We start from the raw sequence: 19628 nt of genomic DNA on the forward strand, positions 1-19628 counted from the left end.
CCTTTTCTCATGGCTAATAACTTTGGCTCCCTGCGTGACCTCGTGATGTCCCTGGAAGGTGACTTCGAGAAATTCTACGACAAGAGCAACTCGGCTGCCGGCACGCGTGTGCGCAAAGGCATGCAGGAACTGAAGAACATGGCCCAGGCCATCCGTTCGGAAGTTCAGAACACCAAGAACAGCGCTGCTGGCGCTGGTGCTGCCGGTGGTGCTAAGGCTGGCGCTGCCAAGCCTGCCGCTGCTAAGAAAGCCGCTCCGGCTGCTGCCAAGAAAGCCGCTCCGGCTGCTAAGAAGAAGTAATGCGGCGCGGCCGACAGGTCGCACTACACTACCCAACAAAAAGGGCGCCCGACATGTCGGGCGCCCTTTTTGTTTGTGGCGGTTTGGAACTTAGGTCAGTTTGATGAGGAAGTAGTTTTTCTTGCCTTTCTGAGCCACCACGTAGCGTTCCTGCACCAAGGGCAGTTCGGCTACCGGTTGGGCGGGCGCGTCGGCGCGCTGGCGGTTGAGGCTCACGCCGCCGGCCTGCATCATCTTGCGGGCTTCGCCTTTGGAAGGGAAAATCTGGAAGCCGGTAGCCTCGCTCAGCAGATCGAGCACGGAGAGGCCGGTGGCTTGCTCGCGCGGTACCTCCAGGCGCGGCACGCCGGCGAATACGTCGAGCAGGGTGGCCTCGTCGAGGCTGGCCAGGTCGCCGCCGCCGAAGAGCACTTCGGAGGCAGATAAGGCCGCTTCGTAGGCTTCGGCGGAGTGCACGCGGGTGGTTACGTCCTGGGCCAGGGCTTTCTGCAGGATGCGCTTGTGCGGGGCCTGGGCGTGCTCGGCTTCGAGGGCCGTTATTTCGGCTTCCGTCAGCAGCGTAAACACGCGAATCAGGCGCGGGGCGTCGGCATCGGCGGCGTTCAGGAAGAACTGGTAGAACTGGTAGGGCGAGGTCATCGTGGCATCGAGCCACACGGTGCCGGTTTCGCTCTTGCCGTACTTGGTGCCGTCGGATTTGGTGATGAGCTGGCCGGTGAGGGCGTAGGCTTTGCCCTGGCCGCTGCCTGCCTCGCCTTCGCCACCGTGCGCGCTCATGCGCCGGATCAGCTCGGTGCCGGTGGTGATGTTGCCCCACTGGTCGGAGGCGCCCATTTGCAGGGTGCAGCCCAAGGTGCGGTGCAGGTGCACGTAGTCGTAGCCCTGCAGCAGCTGGTAACTGAACTCGGTGTAGCTGATGCCCTCGGCGCCCCCGGAATCAGCACTGGCGTCGTTGCCGCCGATGCGGCGCTTCACCGAATCCTTGGCCATCATGTAGTTTACGGTGAGGTGCTTGCCCACCTCGCGCAGAAACTGCAGAAAGCCGAATTCCTTGAACCAGTCGTAGTTGTTGACCACCATTGCGCCGGTGGGGCCTTCCGAAAAGTCCAGGAACTTCTCCAGCTGCGCCTTGATGCCGTTCTGGTTGCGGCGCAGGGTTTCCTCGTCCAGCAAATTGCGCTCGGCCGACTTGCCCGACGGGTCGCCAATCATGCCGGTGGCGCCGCCTACGAGGGCTACCGGGCGGTGGCCGGCGCGCTGCAGGTGCACCAGCAGCATGATGGTGGCCAGGTTGCCGATGTGCAGCGAGGCGGCCGTGGGGTCGAAGCCGATGTAGCCGGTGATGGGGGCATTATGGCGCAGGTGCTCGTCGGTGCCGGGCATCATGTCGTGAAACATGCCGCGCCAGCGCAGTTCTTCAATCAGGTCCATTCAGTTGCGGGTTGTCGGTTGCCGGCTGCCGGTTTGCGGAAGATGCAAAACCGGCAAACCGGGGGCGCAAAGGTAAGGGCAGGGCGGTACCTTTGCACGGAAGTTGCACGGGGCGCTACCTGCGGTTAGACGTCCTGGCAACTGACAACCCGCAACTCGCAACTGACTCATGCCCGCACTTTCGGCCGACCAACTCATGCAGCAGCTGCAGAAGCGGCAGTTTGCGCCGGTATATTTTCTGCAAGGGGAGGAGCCCTACTATATTGACCTGGCCTCCGACTTCATCGAGAAAAACGTGCTCAGCGAAGCCGACAAGGGCTTCAACCAGGTGGTGCTCTACGGCAAGGACACCGACGTGGCCACGGTGCTGGGCCAGGCCCGCCGCTTTCCCATGATGGCCGAGCGCACCGTCGTCATCGTGAAGGAAGCCCAGAACTTGCCGGGCCTCGACACCGACAACGCGGCCACCCTGCTGGAGGCGTACCTGAAAAACCCGCTCCCGAGCACGGTGCTGGTGTTCGGCTACAAGCACAAAACCCTCGACGGCCGCAAGAAGCTGGGCAAGCTGATGACCGAGCACGCCGTGCTGCTGACTTCCGACAAGCTGCGCGACTACCAGGTGCCGCAGTGGCTGCAGGCCACCATGAAGCAGCGCCAGCGCCCCATTCACGACGAGGCCGTGCAGCTGCTGAGCGAGTACATCGGCGCCGACTTGGGGCGGCTGCTGGGCGAAATCCAGAAGATCGAGCTAAACCTGAAGCCGGGCGAGCCGATTGACGCGGCCACGGTGCAGCGGCTGGTGGGCATCAGCAAAGACTACAACATCTTCGAGCTGCAGAAAGCCCTCGTCACGCGCGACATTCTCAAGGCCAACCGCATCGTGCAGCACTTCGCGGCCAACCCCAAGGACAACCCGCTCATCCCGAACCTGACGCTGCTCTTCAACTTTTTCCTGCGGCTGCTGCAGCTACACACGCTGCCCAACCCCACGGCCGCCGACTGGAAGCGGCTTGGTATTGCCCACGCCTTCGCCCAGAAAGAGTACCAGCAGGCCCAGCGCGTGTTCAATTACCAGCGCACCCGCGACATCATCCGCCTCATCCGCCGCGCCGACTTGCAGAGCAAGGGCGTCGACAGCGGCTCGATGGAAGATGGCGAGATCCTGCAGGAACTGGTGTTCATGATTCTGCACCCGCAGGTGCCGGTGGCGGCGGTGCTGGGGTAGCCCGTCTTAGCGCTAAAGCCTTTGCCGCGAAGAACCAAAAGAAATTTTTCTGCGTTACAAGGAAAAATTTCCTAAGTTTCGGCAGCTTTCCTCAGTAACCATGGCCACCACCAGCATCAAACCCAAAACCGACCCGACGGCGCTGCCCATTGCGCTGCGTAAGAAGTGGGCGGCCTGGGGCCGCACCGGCAAAGATTCCTTTGCCCTGGTGCTGGAAGCCCGCAAAGGGGTGCCCGCCGCCACGGCCTTCGAAGTAGCCCAAGCCTATCAGCTACAGCCCAACGAGCTGGAGGCCATCTACGAGCTGTCGACCAAGACGCTGCGCAGCTACTCGCAGGAAAACAAGCCGCTGAGCGCCGCCAGCAGCGAAAAGACGCTCAAGATCATTGCCCTCTACAACCTGGGCGTGGAGGTGTTCGGCGAGGCGGCGGCGTTTCTGCGCTGGCTCGACAAGCCCGCCCACGGCCTCGACCAGGAGGTGCCCCTGCGCCTGCTCGAAACCTCCGGCGGCATCGACTTGGTGGCCGAGGAGTTGCAGCGCATTGCCTACGGCGACTTGTCTTAGCCTCGGCCGATGCTGGTGTACCGCATTTGCCTGGCTAAGTACGCCGACGGCCTGTTTGCCTCGGGCTACCGGGCGCGCTGGAATTTCAAGGACCAGTTCGTCATCTACTGCGCCAGTAGCCGCGCCCTGGCCTGCCTCGAAAACGTGGTGCACCGCAGCGGGGAGGGGCTCAACGACCAGTTCCGGGTGCTCGTCATCGACGTGCCCGACGACTTGCTGGTGGAAGAAATACCGCTGGCGCAATTGCCGCCCGACTGGACCAAAGCCAGCCGCTATGGCCTGTGCCAGCCCTTGGGCAGCGCGTGGTACGAGGCCCGCCGCTCGGCCGTGCTGCGCGTGCCCTCGTCCATTGTGCCCCAGGAAAGCAACTTCCTGCTGCACAGTCGCCACCCCGATTTCGGCCGCATCCGCATTGTGACGCAGGAACCGTTCAGCTTCGACGCCCGCATCAAAGCCTCCGACGCCGGGGCCGCGTAGCGCGTTTTGCCTCAGCCCCACGAAAAAGCCCTTCAGGCCGCTGGGCGACGTGAAGTAAAACAGTACAAATGAAAATTGAATTCACAGAACTGAATTATAACATGAAGCATGTTGCAGCATTTAAATGGATGGCATTGTTTTTTGTGATAGTTACTTTTTCCTCATGTAGCAATAAGTCAGAACGTGATGCTGTTGTCAAGGTTGCGAATGAATTTGGTGGGAGTGTTACTGGAACCATTGGCTATGTAAAGACTACAGAAAAGTTCAAAAAAAGTGGTAAGTATTTTCAGTTATTGGTAGAGGATTTGGATGCAAGCTTTTTTAATTATTATTCGGATCTTCGTGTTCCAGCGTCAAAATCAGCATTCATCTTTTTTGACAATATCAAAAAAGATGAATTCAACTATGATTTCATCCGAGTGATTTATAGGTATTCATTGAGGGAAGAAATATATGAATACTCAGTTAACGATCTGTTGTTTTTTAAGAACAATGAATCTGTTGTTGGTAAAATGGTTAAAGCAATGTGTAATGGTAATTGTATGATAGTGAGTAAATACTTTGATAAAAATGTTTTTAATCAATATGCTGTAAATAGAATATGCGACAGTTTGAGGGTATTTGATAATGCTGTAAAAGGGAATAGATTGATTGTTGATATAAAGGGATTTGATGTTGTTAGCGCGAAGCCTCACGCCATTAAAGTATTTACAGTAGTAAAGGCAGCTAAGCTTTCAAAGGCAATTTCAGTTATAATCGAGCCTGATAATGGAAGTCGCTTTATAGCAGGGCTCTATATATCGAATACGTTTGTAAAAAAGTGATTGTACTGCTTGGAAGGGGGTTTTCCGTTGCAAGTATGTTGCTTTAGTTGGACTGAAACCAGTGATACATATACTAGAGCGGGTTACAGATCTGGCCGCGCCACCTGTCCGGTGGGAAGTACTCAATTAATACGGAACACTTGTGGCACAGCCGCTCGGGCGTATGAGTCAATTGGCGCAGTCCAGTGCCAGCGCGGGCACTGCCGCCTGCTGCCAAGTATGGACAACTACCCAATTCAGGCCAACCAGCGCGTTCCCGTTATACCTCAATTGCTCCATTCCGCGTTGAAAGCAGGCAAAACCCCGCAACCCGCGGGCATTTTTCCCTACTTTTGACCAACACCGGGCCGCCGGGGCCCTTCCTCCCGCAACGCTCCGCCCATGAAGCTTCTCTCTCGCTTGGCGCTGGCTGCCTCGCTCAGCGCCGCGACGCCGCTGGCCCTGCAGGCCCAGCACACCCAGAAATTCACCAACGACGAACGCCCGTTCCTCGAAGGCCTCGAACTCTTCGACCGTGGCCAATATGGCGCCGCCCAAACCGCGTTTCAGCAGTACCTGGAAACCACGCAGCGCCGCACCGGCGAGCTGCGCGACCGGACCGTGGACGCCGAGTACTACTACGCCGTCAGCGGCCTGTACCTGTTCCATCCCGACGCGGAAAGCCGCATCTTGGCCTTCGCCGAAAACAACCCGGCCCACCCCAAAGCCGCCTCGGCCTTCTTCGAGCTGGGCAAAACCTACTTCGACAAAAAGGACTACAAGCGCGCCGCCGAGTACCTGCAGCGCGTGGCCCCCGACAACCTCGGCAACGAGCAGCGGGCCGAGTCGGAATTTAAGCTCGCCTACAGCTACTTCGCCCAGAAGGAGTTCGACAAGGCCAAGCTGATATTCGACCGCAACAAGCAGGGCAGCCACCAGTACCGCTACGCCAGCAGCTACTACGCGGGCTACCTCGCCTTCAAGGCCGGCAACTACGCCGCCGCCCGCCAGGACCTGGCCACGGCCGAGCAGAACGACGCCTACCGCCCGGTGGTGCCGGCCATCATGAGCCAGATCTACTACAAAGAGGGCAACCTCGACGGGCTCATCGACTACGGCACCAAGGCGCTGGCCCAGAACCCGCCGCCCCAGGGCGCCGACGAGATTCAGCTGCTGGTGGGCGACGCCTTTTACCAGAAGCAGGACTACGCCCGCGCCGCCGAGTACTTCGACAAATACGCCGCCGGCCGCAAGAAAATCGAGCCGATGGTGCAGTACAAAATTGGCTACGCCAACTTCAAGCAGGGCGACTTCAAGGGCGCCATCGGCAGCCTGAAGGGCGTGGCGGCGCAGCGCGACTCGCTGGGGCAGAACGCGGCCTACCACCTCGGGCTGAGCTACATTCAGAACAACTCCAAGCAGCTGGCCCTAACGGCCTTCGACGCCGCCCGCCGGGCCTCGTTCGACAAGCAGGTGGCCGAAAACGCGCAGCTAAAGTACGCGCAGGTGAGCTACGAGCTGGGCAACACCCCGGACGCTATTGATGCGCTGGAGGAGTTCGGCAAGAAGTACCCGCGCTCAAAGAACCGCGCCATTGCCGACGACCTGCTCTCCGACGCCTACCTGGGCAGCAACGACTACGCCCGCGCCCTGCGCTACCTCGAAGGCCTCGACGAGCGCACGCCCAAGCTGAACGCCACCTACCAGCGCGTGGCCTACTACCAGGCCGCCACGCTCTACAACAACGGCAAGTACGGCGAGGCCCTGCCGCTGGTGGAGAAATCCTTGCGGGTGCAGCAGGACGACGCCCTGCGCGCCGCCGCCCAGGTGCTGCAAGGCGAAATCTACTCGGTGGGGTTGCAGTACGAGCCGGCCATCAAGGCCTACAACGCGGCCCTGAGCACGGCCCGCGACGGCGCCGCCGCCCAAACCGACTTCGACCAAAAGGCCCGCTACGGCCTCGGCTACGCCTACTACAACAACAAGCAGTACGCCCAGGCGCGGCCGTATTTCCAGGCTTTCCTCAACGACAAGGAAGCCAAGCCGGCCTCCGACCCGAACTACTACGACGTGACGCTGCGCCTGGCCGATACCTACTACGTGGCCAAAAGCTACGCCCAGGCCATCGAGCTGTACGACAAAGTCATTCAGGCCAACGCGCCCGACAAGGACTTTGCCTACTACCAGAAAAGCCTTGCCCTGAGCTTGATGGGCCGCAAAGACGACGCAGCCAAGACGCTGCAGACGCTGCTGCGCACCTCGCCCAACTCGCGCTACGCCGACGACGCGGTGTACCAGCAGGCCCAGCTCGACTACGAAGGCGGCAACTACCAGCCCGCCATCGAAGGCTTCACGCGCCTGATTCAGAACCGGCCGAACTCGCCGCTGTTGCCGCAGGCCCTGCTCAAGCGCGGCGTGGCCTACCAGAACCTGCAGCAGCACGAGAAAGCCGTGACGGACTTCAAACAGGTGCTGGCGCAGTTTCCGCGCACCAAATCGGCTTCCAGCGCCATTTTGAGCTTGCAGGAAAGCCTCACGGCCCTCGGCCGCACGGAGGATTTCGACCAGGAGCTGGCCACCTACAAGCAGGTAAACCCCAACGACAAGGCGGTGGAATCGGTGGAGTTTGAAGCGGCCAAGTCGCTCTACACCGCCGAGAAGTACGCCCTGGCCATTCCGCGCCTCGAAGCCTACCTGAAGCAGTACAACGCCAACGCCCTGGCCGCCGACGCCCGCTTTTTCCTGGCCGACTCGTACCTGAAAACCGGCAAGAAAGCCGAGGCCCTGCCGCGCCTGAAAGCCGTGGTGGAAGAAGGCAAGAGCGAGTACGTGCTACGGGCCGTGGGCCGCGTGGCCGAGCTGGAGTTTGAGAACAAGAACTACCCCGAGGCCGCCAAATACTACACCCGCCTGCGCGAAACCACCAGCAACCGCCGCGACCGGGCCAACGCCGGCCTGGGCCTGGTGCGCAGCTACTACGAAGCCGCCGACTACGCCGGCGCCAAGCGCGTGGCCGCCGAAGTGCTGGCCGAGGGCAGCGCTACGCCCGCCACGGCCAGCGCCGCGCAGGTGTATATCGGCAAAGCCAGCTACAAAGCCGGCGACCTGGACGCGGCCGTGACCGAGCTGACTACCGCCGCCAAAACCGCCGACGTGAACGGCGCCGAAGCCCAGTACACCCTGGCCGAGGTGCTGTTTCAGCAGAAAAAGTACGAGCCCGCGCTGGACGCCGCCTTCAAGCTCAATTCCGACTTCAACCAGTACGACCTGTGGCTGGGGCGGGCTTTTCTGCTGATTTCCGACGTGTACCAGGCTCAGGGCGAGATGTTCCAGGCCCGCGCCACGCTCAATTCCATCATCGACAACAAATTCCCGGTAGCCGAGGTGCTGGAAGCCGCCAAGCAGAAGCTGGCCGCGCTGGATGCCGCGGGCACGGGCGCTCCGGCCGGCGGCACCAAGCCGGCCACGAGCAAGCCCGCCGGCACGACCAAAGCGGGCACGACCAAACCCGGCACAACGCCTAAAACGCCCACCACCGGCAAGCGCAACTCCCTGCAACCGCAATCCGACTCGACCCGCACCGACTCGGCCGCTCCGGCGCAAGAGGAGTAAGCCCAGCGTTGTCGCCCGAAATCAATCCTTGAATCGTTGGATGCCAGGGGAGCGGCTGGCGGGACCCAAAGCCCGGCGCCGCAGCCCCTGAATCCTTAGACCTGAGTTTCTGAATGAGCATTTCTTCCCATCGGCGCTTAACCCTGGCCGCCCTGCTGACGGCCGCGGCCGTGCCGGCGCTGGCCCAGCCCACGCGCCCGACGACGCGCCCCAAGAGCGGCAAGATTGAAGAAGCCGAAATTGAAATTGTGAAGGAACGCGAAAACCAGCTGCCCGAGGCGGCGCGCAACTTCGACAAGATTCAGCTGGCCCCGCCCGCCAAAACCGACCGGCAGGTGCGCTACACCTTCCCCGACTTCCGGCTGCCGAGCCAGAACCTGAACCCCTCGGTGCGGGTGCTCACCATCAAGCAAGAAGAGTTGGCGCCGCTACAAGGCAACTACGCCCGCCTCGGCGTGGGCAACTACGCCTCCCTGCTGGGTCAGGCGCACCTGCACACCACCCGCAACCCCGATTACGCCTACGGCCTCGACCTCGACCATTTGTCCTCCGCTCGTGGCCCAGTCGATGGCAAGAACTCGTCGGTGAGCCAAAGCAAGGTGCAGCTGATGGGTGAGCGGTACAACGGCCCTACCACGCTGGGCGCCCGCGTAAACCTGGGCCGCGACCGGGCCAATTTCTACGGCTACAACCCCAAGATCGAGCCCACGCCCGACCCGGACTCGATCAAGCAGGTGTTCTACCGCGTCGATGCGCAGGCCTACCTACGCAACCGCGACCGGGACGCGGCATTCCAATACGACGTGGCCGCCGGCTACCGCTACTGGAAAGACCGGTTTGCCGCCACGGAAGGCAACGTGTACGCGCAGCTGCGCACGGCTTACTACGTGACCGAGAAAGGCCGCGTGCGCCTCGACGGCGACCTGTCGTTCATCTCGCAAAAAGACTCGGCGTTTTCGCTGAGCCGGCCGTTTGCGCAGGCCACGGCCGTGTACGAGCAGAAAATCGGCACCCGCCTCGACATCGGCGTGGGCGGCACCGTGGGCTACACCGGCGACACCATCAACAACGCCCGGCAAGCCAATTTCTTCCCGGCCGTGCGCCTGGGCTACACCGTAGTGGAGGACAAGTTCGTACTCTTCGGCGGCCTGGGTGGCGGCCTGCAGCGCGTCACGCTCTACGATGTGACGCAGGAAAACGCCTGGCTCGGCCCGCGCCAGCAGGTGGCCGACACCCGCCGCGGGCCCACGGTGTTCTTTGGCTTCAACGCCGCGCCGGTGCGCAACCTGCAGGCTTCGGTGAAGGTCACGCTCAGCAACGACCGGAACCTGTACTTCTACAACCTCTCGCGCCGCGACACCACCCGCTACGACCTCGTGTACGACCCGAAGTCAACGCAGCTGATGAACGTGCACGGCGAGCTGATTTACAACGCCGCCGAGAAAGTGCGCGTGGGCACCAAGCTCGATTACAACGGCTACAAGGTGAAAACCCTGGCCGAGCCGTTCCACCGCCCGGCCTTCCAGGGCGTGTTCTTTGCCACCTACAACATGTACGATAAGCTGCTGTTGGGCGGCGAGTTGTACGCGCTCAGCTCCAGCTACGGTTCGGTGCGCTACCCGGTGGGCGTGCCCACCACGCAGTTCCGCGAAGCCATCCGCACCACCGATGCCGTCGTCGACCTGAACCTGCGGGCTGATTACCGCTTTTCGGAAAACTTGTCGTTCTTTGTTTTGGGCAACAACCTGCTAGGTCGTAAGTACGAGCGTTTCCTGAACTATCCAGTGAAGGGCGTCAATGTACTGGCCGGCGTGGGCTATCAGTTCTAACCGGCTGACTTCCCAAGCATTGCCCGAGCCGCCGGGGCGCTTCTGCGTGAAGCGTTTCGGCGGCTCGGCCCGCAACTGGCCGTTGTCCAATTTTTACCGCTCACCTCACTTCGCACCGCCTTGCAGCTATCCGACCACATCCAGCGCCTGCTTCGCGACCATGACTGCGTCATCATTCCCGATTTCGGCGGCCTGATTGCCGATTACGAGCCGGCGCGGCTGCACCCGGTACGCCACACGCTGACGCCGCCGACCAAGCGCGTGGCCTTTAACCAGGCCCTGACGCGCAACGACGGCCTGCTGGTGGATGCCCTGAGCCGCGCTACGGGCCTCACGGCCGGCATGGCCCGGCAGCAGGTGCGCGAAGCCGTGGCCGCCATGCAGCAGGAGCTGGAAGCCCAGCAGCGCACCGAGTTGCCCGGCATCGGCGTTTTTCGCCGCGCCACCGGCCGCGGGCTCGATTTTGAATACACCGGGGCCACCAACCTGCTGCCCGCCAGCTACGGTCTGCCCGAGCTGACCTCGCGCCCCGTGCGCGCCACCGATGCCTTGCTGGCCCGCGAACGTACCCGTGAAATGCCTCAGCCCATATTGGCCGCGAGCCGGAACGGCCGGCTGCGCCGCGTCTTCAACGTCGTAGCGGGCATGGTGCTCGTCGGGCTGGTGCTGTCGGCCAACTACCAGTTTGCCCTGCGCGCCGGCTACCTGCCCGACGACTGGAAACTGACGGCCCTCGAACAGCAAGCCGAGGTGCGTGCCAACACGCAAGCCGCCAACCTGGCCAGCAGCTCTTTTGCCGAAACCATCGTGCCCGACGGCACACCCGAAACCCAGCCCGAAATTGCCAAGCCGGCGGCCGAGCTGTCGGTAGCATCGGTGGCCGAAGCCACCAAGAAAGCCGTAGCAACTCCGGCGGTAGCGGCCAAGCCGGCCGCTGTAAAGCCCACGGCTGCAACCCCGCGCAAGTCCGCGCCGTCAGTAGCGGCAACGCCGGTGGCGGCGGCATCGACGGGCGGTACCACAATTTCGGGCGTTACCAACCGTTTCTATGTGGTAACGGGCGCGTTCAACACGTGGCGTTCGGCCGAACAAGCGCGTAAGAACCTTGCGGCCAAGGGCCACCCGGCCCGCATCATCATGCCGCGCCGCGGTACGCTGAAGGTGAAAGGTACCCGCTATTTCCGCCTCGCCGTTGCCGATTTTGCCACTCCGGCCACTGCCAAGCAAGGGTTACCAGCCCTGCGCAAGCAATATGGTCACGACATTCAGGTCTTCAACTATTAGCATGATTGCACCCTTTCTGCTGCAGATAACCACCGCTGCCGCCGACTCCGCCGCCGACCCCACCGCCACTGCCGCCGCGGCCCCCGCCGCCCAGCCCGACTCGTTATCCGTCATTGATCTGGTCCTGCAAGGGGGCTGGATTATGATTCCGATTGCGCTGCTCTCGCTGCTCTCCATCTACATCATCATCGAGCGATACATCACCATCCGCCGGGCCGCCGCGCTGCCCGACTCGTTTATGGGGCAGATCCGGAACCTGATGGTGAAGGGCGACCTGCAGGGTGCCAAAATGCTCTGCGCCCAAACCGCTTCGCCGCTGGCCCGCATGATTGAGAAGGGCATCCGCCGCATCGGCATTCCGCTCAAGGACATTGAAACCTCGGTGGAAAACGTGGGCAAAGTGGAAATTGCCCGCCTCGAGAAGAACATCAGCGTGCTGGGCATTGTGGCCGGCATTGCGCCCATGCTCGGGTTCGTGGGTACCATCATCGGCGTAATCAAGATTTTCTATGCCATTAGCACCACTGGCGACTTCGGCATTGCCCAGATTTCGGGCGGTCTGTACACCAAGATGGTCACGTCGGCCGCCGGCCTCATCGTCGGCATCATTGCTCACGTGGGCTACCACGGCCTCACGCTGATGGTGGAGCGGCTGGTGTTCCGCATGGAAAACTCGGCCATCGAGTTCATGGACATTCTGCAGGATAATTAATCAGTTGCCGGTTGCGCGCTGTCAGGTGCCCGTTCGTTTCAGAACAGCCTGACAACCGGCAACTGACAACTCGCAACTGACAATGGATTTAAGCCGCCGCCGTAAGCTCTCCTCGCACGTCGAGACCAGCTCGATGAACGACATCATGTTCTTCCTGATGCTGTTCTTCCTAATTGTGTCGACGATGGTGAACCCGAACGTGATTAAGCTGTTGCTGCCCAATGCCCGCTCGGGCAAGGCAGTGATGAAGCAAACCATCAACGTATCAGTTACCGCCGATGGATCGTATTTCCTGGACCGCCAGCCGCTGGCGCCCGGTTCGCTCGAAGAAGCCCTGCGCCAGCGCATTCAGGGCAGCGAGGAAACCACTGTGGTGCTGCGCGTCGACAAAAGCCTGAACGTGCAAAAGCTGGTCGACATCCTCGAAATCGGCAACCGCCTCAAGATTAAAATGGTCATGGCCACGGCCGCCGAGCAGGCCAAGGGCTAGCCCGCTGCCGGCCCTGGCCCGTAACTTGCCCCGATGCGCTGAACCTCAGTCGCACCGGGGCGCGTTGTTAGTAGGCTGGCCCACCCGGCCATGCGAATGGCCCCCGCCGGCCGCTTCTGAAACCTGAGTTTTTACCTTCTGCATCTTTTCCCATGGCCGTTGAATTTCGCGAAGAACACCGCCGCGAGGCGCTCATCGGCACGCTCGTGTTTCACGGGCTGTTGGCCTTGCTGTTTTTCCTGATCGTCTTCAAAAACCCGCCCGACGACATCGTGCTCAACGGCGGCGGGGGCGTAGAGCTGAACTACGGCCTCGACGAAGCCGGCTCGGGCGACGTGCAAACCACGGCCCCGGCCAACGACTCGCCCAACCGCGAAGACTCGCGCCCACCCGCCCAGCAGCCCGACCCCGAGCCGCAGCCCGCCGAGCGCACGCCGCCCGTAGCGCAGGCGCCCACGGAAGAGAAAATCATTACCAGCGAGGCAGAAGAAAACGACGTGAAGATTCCGCCGGTGGAAAAACCGGCCGAGAAACCCCGCGAAGAGCCCGTGAAACCCGCCGAGCCGGAGAAACCGAAGGTGGACCGCCGGGCGGTGTTTACACCCCGCGGCGCGGCCAACGGCGGCGGCAACGGCACCAGCGGCACCAGCAACTCACCCTCGGGCAACAACAACGGCGACAAGCCCGGCTCGGTGGGCGACCAAGGCAGCCCCGACGGCACCCTCGACGGCCGCGCGCTCTACGGCTCGCCCGGCAGCGGTGGCGGCTCGGGCGGCGGCGACGGCATGGGCGACGGGTTCGGCAACAGCGGCTGGGCCTTCGAAAACACCCCGCGCGTGGAGCCACTCGACAACGAAGGCGGCTACGTGCGCCTGAAAATCAAGATTGACGAAGACGGCGAGATTGTAGCCGTGACCAAAGTAGCCAGCAACATGTCGGCCCAGCAGGTGCAGGCCTGCATCAACGCGGTGACCAACAAGGCGACCTTCCGCCGCGTGAAAGGCGGCACGGGCGGCGCCACCGGCTTCTATACCTACAAATTCCGGGTAGAATAGCCCGCCGTATTTCGCAGAACCGGCGCCGCCGGTCGGATTTGTCCGGCCGGCGGCGTTTTTTTGCAGCCTGATTTCCCCGCCCGCCATGACTTACGCCGAAACCCTCGCTTTTCTATACGGCCAGCTGCCGATGTTTCAGCGCGTGGGCGCGGCCGGTTTCAAGGACGGCTTGGTGGGCGTGCAGAAGCTGGTAGAGGCCATGGGGCACCCGGAGCGCCGGTTTCAGGCGGTGCACGTGGCCGGCACCAACGGCAAGGGCAGCAGCTCGCACCTGCTGGCCGCCGTGCTGCAGGCCGCCGGCTACAAAACCGGCCTTTACACGTCGCCGCATTTGCGCGAGTTCACCGAGCGAATCCGGCTGAACGGGCAGGAGCTAACGCCGGAATACCTGGTGGCCTGGGTAGCAAAATGGCGCGGTTTGTTCGAGCAGGTGCAGCCGTCGTTTTTCGAAATGTGCGTGGCCCTGGCCTACGACTACTTCGCCGCCGAGCAGGTGGACGTGGCCGTGGTGGAAGTGGGCCTAGGCGGCCGGCTCGATTCCACGAACATCATCACGCCGCTCGTTTCGCTCATCACCAACATCAGCTACGACCACCAAGCCATTCTGGGCGACACGCTGCCGCTCATTGCCCGCGAAAAAGCCGGCATTATCAAGCCCGGCGTGCCGGCCGTCGTCAGCCAGCGGCAGGGCGAAGTCGAAGCCGTATTCACCGACACCGCCGCGCAGCAGGGCGCGCCGCTGCAGTTTGCCGAAGACAGGTACCGCGCCGAGCTGCTGCGCGACAACCCGGCCGCCGCCAGCCAGCACCTGCGCCTGTGGCGCGACGGGGCGGTGTGGCTCGACGACGTGGAGCTGGGCCTGGTGGGCGACTACCAGCGCCTGAACCTGCCCGGCGTGCTGGCCGTGGTGGAAGAATTACGGCAGCAAGGTTTTTCCATCAGCGACGAGCACCTGCGCACCGGCTTGCGCGACGTGCGCCGCCTCACCGGCCTGCGCGGCCGCTGGCAGATTGTGGGCCGCCGGCCGCTGGTCGTCTGCGACACGGGCCACAACGAAGCGGGCATCCGCATGGTGCTGGGGCAGCTGGCGCGGCTTGAGTACCAGCGGCTGCACTTGGTGCTGGGCGTCGTCAACGACAAAGACCCCGAAACGGTACTGCGCCTGCTGCCCGCGGCGGCCACCTACTATTTCTGCCAGGCGAATATTCCGCGGGCGTTGCCGGCGGGCGAGTTGCAACAGCGTGCCGCGGCCGAGGGCTTGGTAGGAGAGGCCTACGGGCCGGTTGCGGCAGCCTTGGCTGCCGCCCGCCAGCACGCCGGGCCTGACGACGTTATTTTTGTGGGCGGTAGCACCTTCGTGGTAGCCGAAGTGCCCGACCTGTACGACGCCGAGCAGGATAGCGCCGGCTAGCGCCACACAAGCAGTAGCGCCGGCACCGCATGGCGCATACCTGCTGATTTAAGCACATCGGCACATTTTTTACCTTCGCACATTATCCACATTTCCCTTCATGGGCCGAGTAAAACTGAAGCGCTTCGCTGAAAACGCCGAGCGCGCCGACATCGTCGAGCCGGGCAAAGACACCTTTGGCGCCCTGCGCGGCCGCTGGCACGCCGATTTTTTCCGCAACGAGCACCCCATCACCATCGAAATCGGCTGCGGCAAGGGCGAATACACCGTGGGCCTGGCCGCCCGTTACCCCGAGCGGAATTTCCTCGGCCTCGACATTAAAGGCGAGCGGATGCACCGCGGCAGCGTGCTGGCCGAGGAACAGGGCCTGACGAACGTGGGCTTTCTGCGGGTGCAGGCCGAGAAGCTGCTGGAGCATTTCGCGCCCGGCGAGCTGGACGAAATCTGGATAACCTTCCCCGACCCACGCCCGCGCCTCGGCGACACCAAGCGCCGCCTAACCGCCCCGCGCTTCCTGGAGCTGTACCGGCAAGTGCTGCGCCCCGGCGGGCTGGTGCACCTGAAAACCGATTCCGATTCGTTGTTTGAATACAGCGTGGAGCTGCTGCAGGAAATGAAAGTGGCTGACTTTGTCGTGACCTACGACCTCTACCAGACGCCCGAGCTGCTGCCGCACGCCCACGACATTCAAACCACCTACGAACGCAAATACCGCGAGCGGGGCGTGCCCATCAAATACCTGCATTTTACCTTGAGCTAACCCGCACCGCCAACCCGTCCGCCATGTCTCGCCCGGTACCCATCGAAACGCTCGACTTGTTTCCCGAAGTCGATGCCCTGCTGATTGAGTTTCTGCGGGGCCTGACGCCCGACGAATGGCAGCGGCCGACGCTGGCCCCGCGCTGGACGGTGCTGGACGTGGCCTTGCATTTGCTCGACGGCAACCTGCGCACGCTCTCCATGCTGCGCGACGGGTATTTTGGGGTGCAGCCGCCTGCCACGGCCAATACCTACGCCGGCTTGGTGGACTTTCTCAACACGCTGAATGCCGACTGGCTCACGGCCACGCGCCGGCTGAGCCCGGGTATAGCCACGTGGCTATTGGAGCTGACGGGCCGCGAGTACAGCGCCTTTTTGCGCAAGCTCGACCCGTGGGCGCCGGCGGCGTTTCCGGTGGGTTGGGCCGGCGAGAGTGAGTCGCTGAACTGGTTTCACGTGGCCCGTGAATACACCGAAAAGTGGCACCACCAGCAGCAGGTTCGGCAGGCCGTAGGGCGTGGGGAAACGGTGCTGCTGCAGCCGCGGCTGTACCGCCCGTACGTAGAAACCTCCATGCGGGCCCTGCCGCACCAGTACCGCCACGTGCTGGCGCCCCAGGGAACGGTGTTGCGCGTAGTCATTGGAAGCCCCGAGCTTTACGCAGGGTACCTGCACCGCAAGGCCGAAACCTGGGAGTTGGGCGACGTCGTTGACCAGCCTACCGCTAGCGTTGAAATCGACGCGGCGGTGGCGTGGCGCTTGTTTTCCAAGCAATTGAGCCGTGCCGAGGCCGAAAAGCACGTGCGCGTAACCGGGCCGGTTGGTTTGGCCGAAGCCATTTTTGACATGGTGGCCGTTATGGTCTAAGCGGCCGGGCTTATTCGTCGGCTTCCAGCGCCTCGAACACCGTTTCGAGCTCGGTAAAATCGCGCACCCCAGTACGGATTTCGTCGCCGCCGGCCAGCACGAGCCCGGCCGGCTCTACCGCCGCCAAAAACCCGCGCAGCGACCCGGCAGCAAACTCGGGCGCCAGCCAAATGGCGTAGGTGCGGGCCTGTTCGCTCAGGTGCGCCCGCTGAAAGTCGGTGAGCGGCTGGGGCGGGGGTTCGGGAAACACAAAGCCCGCCACATGCGGCGCCATGCTCCGAAAGCGGTTGTCCACGTCTTCGGGCAGCATATCGGGCACCCAATCGGTCAGCAGCAGGGCTGGCAATGCCAGCTCGGCCATTTCCTCGGGGCGGCGCAGCCGGTGCAGCAGGAGCGAATGCAGCCCGCAGGCGCTGGCCAAGGCGTTGATTTGCTCGGCCGGCAGGTTGTCGAACTCGCCGATGAGGTGTACCCCGGCGACCCAGCTGCTGAGTTCCTTTACCAGCTCGGGCGTGACGGCACCGAGCAAAGCGGGGTCGAGGCGGAAGGTGAGGTATTCGGCGCCCATGCCGGCGCAGTAGCGCGCGTCGGAGAGGTTGTTGATGCCGCGAACGATAACGGGAGTAAGCAGAGCCACGGTGGTGAGGAGCGGTGAGGTCGGGTAAATGGGGGAGCCAAGAACGGCAACAAACGCCGGCAAAACGGGAATGCACCACCCAGTCCGGCAAAAGTAATGAAACCTGGGCCGGCCGGCATGTGTTACCTTTGCCATTCGGCCGCGAACCTTGACTTCCCGGGCGACGCCATATGACCCCAGATACCACCCCCGGCACGCCGTCCAAAGGACGCGTCCTCGTCGCCATGAGCGGCGGCATTGATTCTTCGGTAGCAGCCGTGATGCTGCACGAAGCCGGCTACGAAGTAGTGGGCATGACCATGAAAACCTGGGACTACGCCTCGGCTGGCGGCTCGAAAAAGGAAACCGGCTGCTGCTCGCTCGATTCCATCAACGACGCCCGCTACGTGGCCGTGGAACTGGGCTTCCCGCACTACATCATCGACATCCGCAACGAGTTCGGCGGCCACGTCATCGACGATTTTGTGGACGAATACCTGGCCGGTCGCACGCCCAACCCGTGCGTGCTCTGCAACACCCACATCAAGTGGGACGCCCTGCTACGCCGCGCCGACCAGCTCGGCTGCCAGTATATTGCCACCGGCCACTACGCCCAGGTGCGCGAGGAAAACGGCCGCTACGTCATCAGCAAAGGCCTCGACGACAGCAAAGACCAGTCGTACGCCCTCTGGGGTGTGTCGCAGGAGAGTTTGGCGCGCACCATGTTTCCGCTGGGCAAGCTGCGCAAAACCGAAATCCGGGAGTTTGCGCGGCAGCGTGGTTTTACCGAGTTGATCAACAAGCCCGAGAGCTACGAAATCTGCTTTATCCCCGACAACGACTACCGCGGCTTTTTGAAGCGCCGGGTGGAAGGCCTGGAGGAGCGGGTGGCCGGCGGTCGCTTCGTGCTGACCGACGGCACCGCCGTGGGCACCCACGAAGGCTACCCGTTCTACACCATCGGGCAGCGCAAAGGACTGGGCATTCAGCTGGGCTACCCGGCCTACGTGGTCGAAATTCGGCCCGAAACCAATGAAGTAGTGCTGGGCAATTTCGACGAGTTGGCGCGCACGGCCACGGTGGTGGGCCGCGTCAATCACGGCAAGTTTGCCTCGCTGGAAGGCCGTGGGCTGGTGCCGGCTTTCACCAAAGTGCGCTACAACCACGCGGGCGCGGCGTCGTTTCTGGAGGAAAAGGACGGAAAAGTGTACGTTTATTTTCCCGAGCCCGTACACGCCATTGCCCCAGGCCAGGCGGCTGTATTCTACGACGGCCGCGACGTGCTGGGCGGTGGCTGGATTGAGCGCAGCCCGGCTGCGCTGAAGTCGCCCGTTCCGCTGCCGGTGATGGCTAGCCGCAGTGCCGTATAATTCCTGCTATGGTGTTTTCACTCGTTCCAACTTCCTGGCGCCGCTTGGCGCTGCTGATTGCCGGAGCCGGCTTGCTGGGCGCCAGCAGCTGCGGGCGGGAAACCGTGCAGCCCGACCCGGTTGACACGGACTACTACCCGTTGGCGGTGGGCAGCTACCGCATCTACCAGGTAGAAGACCGCAATTACCTCGACAACCGGCAAGTTGGCGCGACTGTGATTTCGCAGCGGCGCGAGCGGGTGACCGACAGCTACACCGATGCCGCGGGGATGCTCACGTACCGCATCATTCGCTCGGTGCGGGCCAACGCCGGCGCGGCCTGGCAGGACGACAGCGTGCTGAGCGTGACCGTGAAGCCAACCGCCGTGGAGCTAACCAGCAACAACCGCCGCACGCTGGAGCTAGTATTCCCGGCCAAAAACGGCGTGAGCTGGAACCGCAACGTGTACAACGACCGCGACACCGTGGTGGCCAAAAACCGCCAGTACGAAGCCGTGGGCGCTACCTACAAAATCGGCAACCTCACCTTCGACAACACCATCACCACCGTCGACCCCAGTGCGGACACGATTTTCTACCGGCGCAGCCAGCGGCAGATTTTTGCCCGCGGCGTGGGCCGGGTGTACCGCCAAACCCGCGTGTTCAACTACTGCCAGGGCGTGCAGGGCCAGAACTGCCAGGTGGGCACGGGCTACATCGTTATCGGCGAAGAGCACGTGGAAAAGCTTATCGAGAAAGGCCCGTAGCGGTAGCTTTCTATGCTTGGGCAAAGCCCCGGCCAACCCCGCGTTGGCCGGGGCTTTGTGTTGCAACGAGCCGCGG

The 19628-nt window shown here is 62.6% G+C and carries 17 protein-coding genes and 1 pseudogene; 16 read left to right on the plus strand and 2 right to left on the minus strand.

All coding sequences use genetic code 11. The features are described 5' to 3' along the window. Nucleotides 1-9: 9 nt before the first annotated feature. Nucleotides 10-183, plus strand: a pseudogene (locus F0P96_RS21380) (histone H1); the annotation flags it as partial. 207 nt (nt 184-390) lie between these two features. Here the strand turns inward: F0P96_RS21380 and tyrS are convergent. Then, nucleotides 391-1731: a tyrosine--tRNA ligase gene (tyrS, locus tag F0P96_RS04210; protein WP_151077528.1), complete on the minus strand. Its 1341-nt coding sequence runs from the start codon at nt 1729-1731 to the stop codon at nt 391-393. A 169-nt stretch (nt 1732-1900) separates the two neighbouring features. Between tyrS and holA the strand changes: the two genes are divergently transcribed. From holA to F0P96_RS04275, 13 genes are all read left to right on the plus strand, one after another. Continuing rightward, complete coding sequence (gene holA, locus F0P96_RS04215) at nt 1901-2956, plus strand: DNA polymerase III subunit delta (RefSeq protein ID WP_151077529.1); 1056 nt, start codon at nt 1901-1903, stop codon at nt 2954-2956. Between the two features lie 100 nt (nt 2957-3056). Beyond that, complete coding sequence (gene parS, locus F0P96_RS04220) at nt 3057-3521, plus strand: type II RES/Xre toxin-antitoxin system antitoxin (RefSeq protein WP_151077530.1); 465 nt, start codon at nt 3057-3059, stop codon at nt 3519-3521. Nucleotides 3522-3530: 9 nt separating this feature from the next. Beyond that, a complete protein-coding gene (locus F0P96_RS04225) occupies nt 3531-3998 on the plus strand; it encodes an RES family NAD+ phosphorylase (protein WP_151077531.1) in 468 nt (155 codons plus the stop codon). Nucleotides 3999-4066: 68 nt separating this feature from the next. Continuing rightward, nucleotides 4067-4822, plus strand: coding sequence for a hypothetical protein (locus F0P96_RS04230; protein WP_151077532.1), 756 nt, complete (start codon nt 4067-4069; stop codon nt 4820-4822). Between the two features lie 381 nt (nt 4823-5203). Further along, nucleotides 5204-8413 carry a tetratricopeptide repeat protein gene (locus F0P96_RS04235; protein ID WP_151077533.1) on the plus strand — a complete coding sequence of 1070 codons (3210 nt, stop codon included), beginning with the start codon at nt 5204-5206 and terminating at the stop codon, nt 8411-8413. A 113-nt stretch (nt 8414-8526) separates the two neighbouring features. Further along, nucleotides 8527-10242: a porin family protein gene (locus tag F0P96_RS04240; protein WP_151077534.1), complete on the plus strand. Its 1716-nt coding sequence runs from the start codon at nt 8527-8529 to the stop codon at nt 10240-10242. 120 nt (nt 10243-10362) lie between these two features. Continuing rightward, nucleotides 10363-11526: an HU domain-containing protein gene (locus tag F0P96_RS04245; RefSeq protein WP_151077535.1), complete on the plus strand. Its 1164-nt coding sequence runs from the start codon at nt 10363-10365 to the stop codon at nt 11524-11526. Nucleotide 11527: 1 nt separating this feature from the next. Continuing rightward, the gene (locus F0P96_RS04250; RefSeq protein ID WP_151077536.1) at nt 11528-12238 is read left to right on the plus strand and encodes a MotA/TolQ/ExbB proton channel family protein; all 711 of its coding nucleotides are present in this window, start codon (nt 11528-11530) and stop codon (nt 12236-12238) included. 82 nt (nt 12239-12320) lie between these two features. Continuing rightward, the gene (locus F0P96_RS04255; RefSeq protein ID WP_151077537.1) at nt 12321-12728 is read left to right on the plus strand and encodes an ExbD/TolR family protein; all 408 of its coding nucleotides are present in this window, start codon (nt 12321-12323) and stop codon (nt 12726-12728) included. A 152-nt stretch (nt 12729-12880) separates the two neighbouring features. Next, the gene (locus F0P96_RS04260; protein WP_151077538.1) at nt 12881-13783 is read left to right on the plus strand and encodes a hypothetical protein; all 903 of its coding nucleotides are present in this window, start codon (nt 12881-12883) and stop codon (nt 13781-13783) included. A gap of 85 nt (nt 13784-13868) precedes the next feature. Further along, nucleotides 13869-15194: a bifunctional folylpolyglutamate synthase/dihydrofolate synthase gene (locus F0P96_RS04265; RefSeq protein WP_151077539.1), complete on the plus strand. Its 1326-nt coding sequence runs from the start codon at nt 13869-13871 to the stop codon at nt 15192-15194. 100 nt (nt 15195-15294) lie between these two features. Next, nucleotides 15295-15954, plus strand: coding sequence for a tRNA (guanosine(46)-N7)-methyltransferase TrmB (trmB, locus tag F0P96_RS04270; RefSeq protein ID WP_151077540.1), 660 nt, complete (start codon nt 15295-15297; stop codon nt 15952-15954). Nucleotides 15955-15977: 23 nt separating this feature from the next. Beyond that, on the plus strand, nt 15978-16820 hold the full coding sequence (locus tag F0P96_RS04275) for a maleylpyruvate isomerase N-terminal domain-containing protein (protein WP_151077541.1): 843 nt from the start codon (nt 15978-15980) through the stop codon (nt 16818-16820). Between the two features lie 10 nt (nt 16821-16830). Here F0P96_RS04275 and F0P96_RS04280 read toward each other — a convergent pair whose 3' ends face one another. Continuing rightward, nucleotides 16831-17457 (minus strand): beta/alpha barrel domain-containing protein, encoded by a 627-nt coding sequence (locus F0P96_RS04280; protein ID WP_151077542.1) that lies wholly within the window; start codon nt 17455-17457, stop codon nt 16831-16833. A 170-nt stretch (nt 17458-17627) separates the two neighbouring features. Between F0P96_RS04280 and mnmA the strand changes: the two genes are divergently transcribed. Together mnmA and F0P96_RS04290 are read left to right on the plus strand one after the other, a co-directional pair. Then, nucleotides 17628-18806 carry a tRNA 2-thiouridine(34) synthase MnmA gene (mnmA, locus tag F0P96_RS04285; protein ID WP_151077543.1) on the plus strand — a complete coding sequence of 393 codons (1179 nt, stop codon included), beginning with the start codon at nt 17628-17630 and terminating at the stop codon, nt 18804-18806. Nucleotides 18807-18814: 8 nt separating this feature from the next. Continuing rightward, nucleotides 18815-19552 (plus strand): hypothetical protein, encoded by a 738-nt coding sequence (locus F0P96_RS04290; RefSeq protein ID WP_151077544.1) that lies wholly within the window; start codon nt 18815-18817, stop codon nt 19550-19552. The last annotated feature ends 76 nt before the right edge of the window (nt 19553-19628 follow it).

It is taken from the genome of Hymenobacter busanensis, assembly GCF_008727865.1.
Taxonomy (GTDB): domain Bacteria; phylum Bacteroidota; class Bacteroidia; order Cytophagales; family Hymenobacteraceae; genus Solirubrum; species Solirubrum busanense.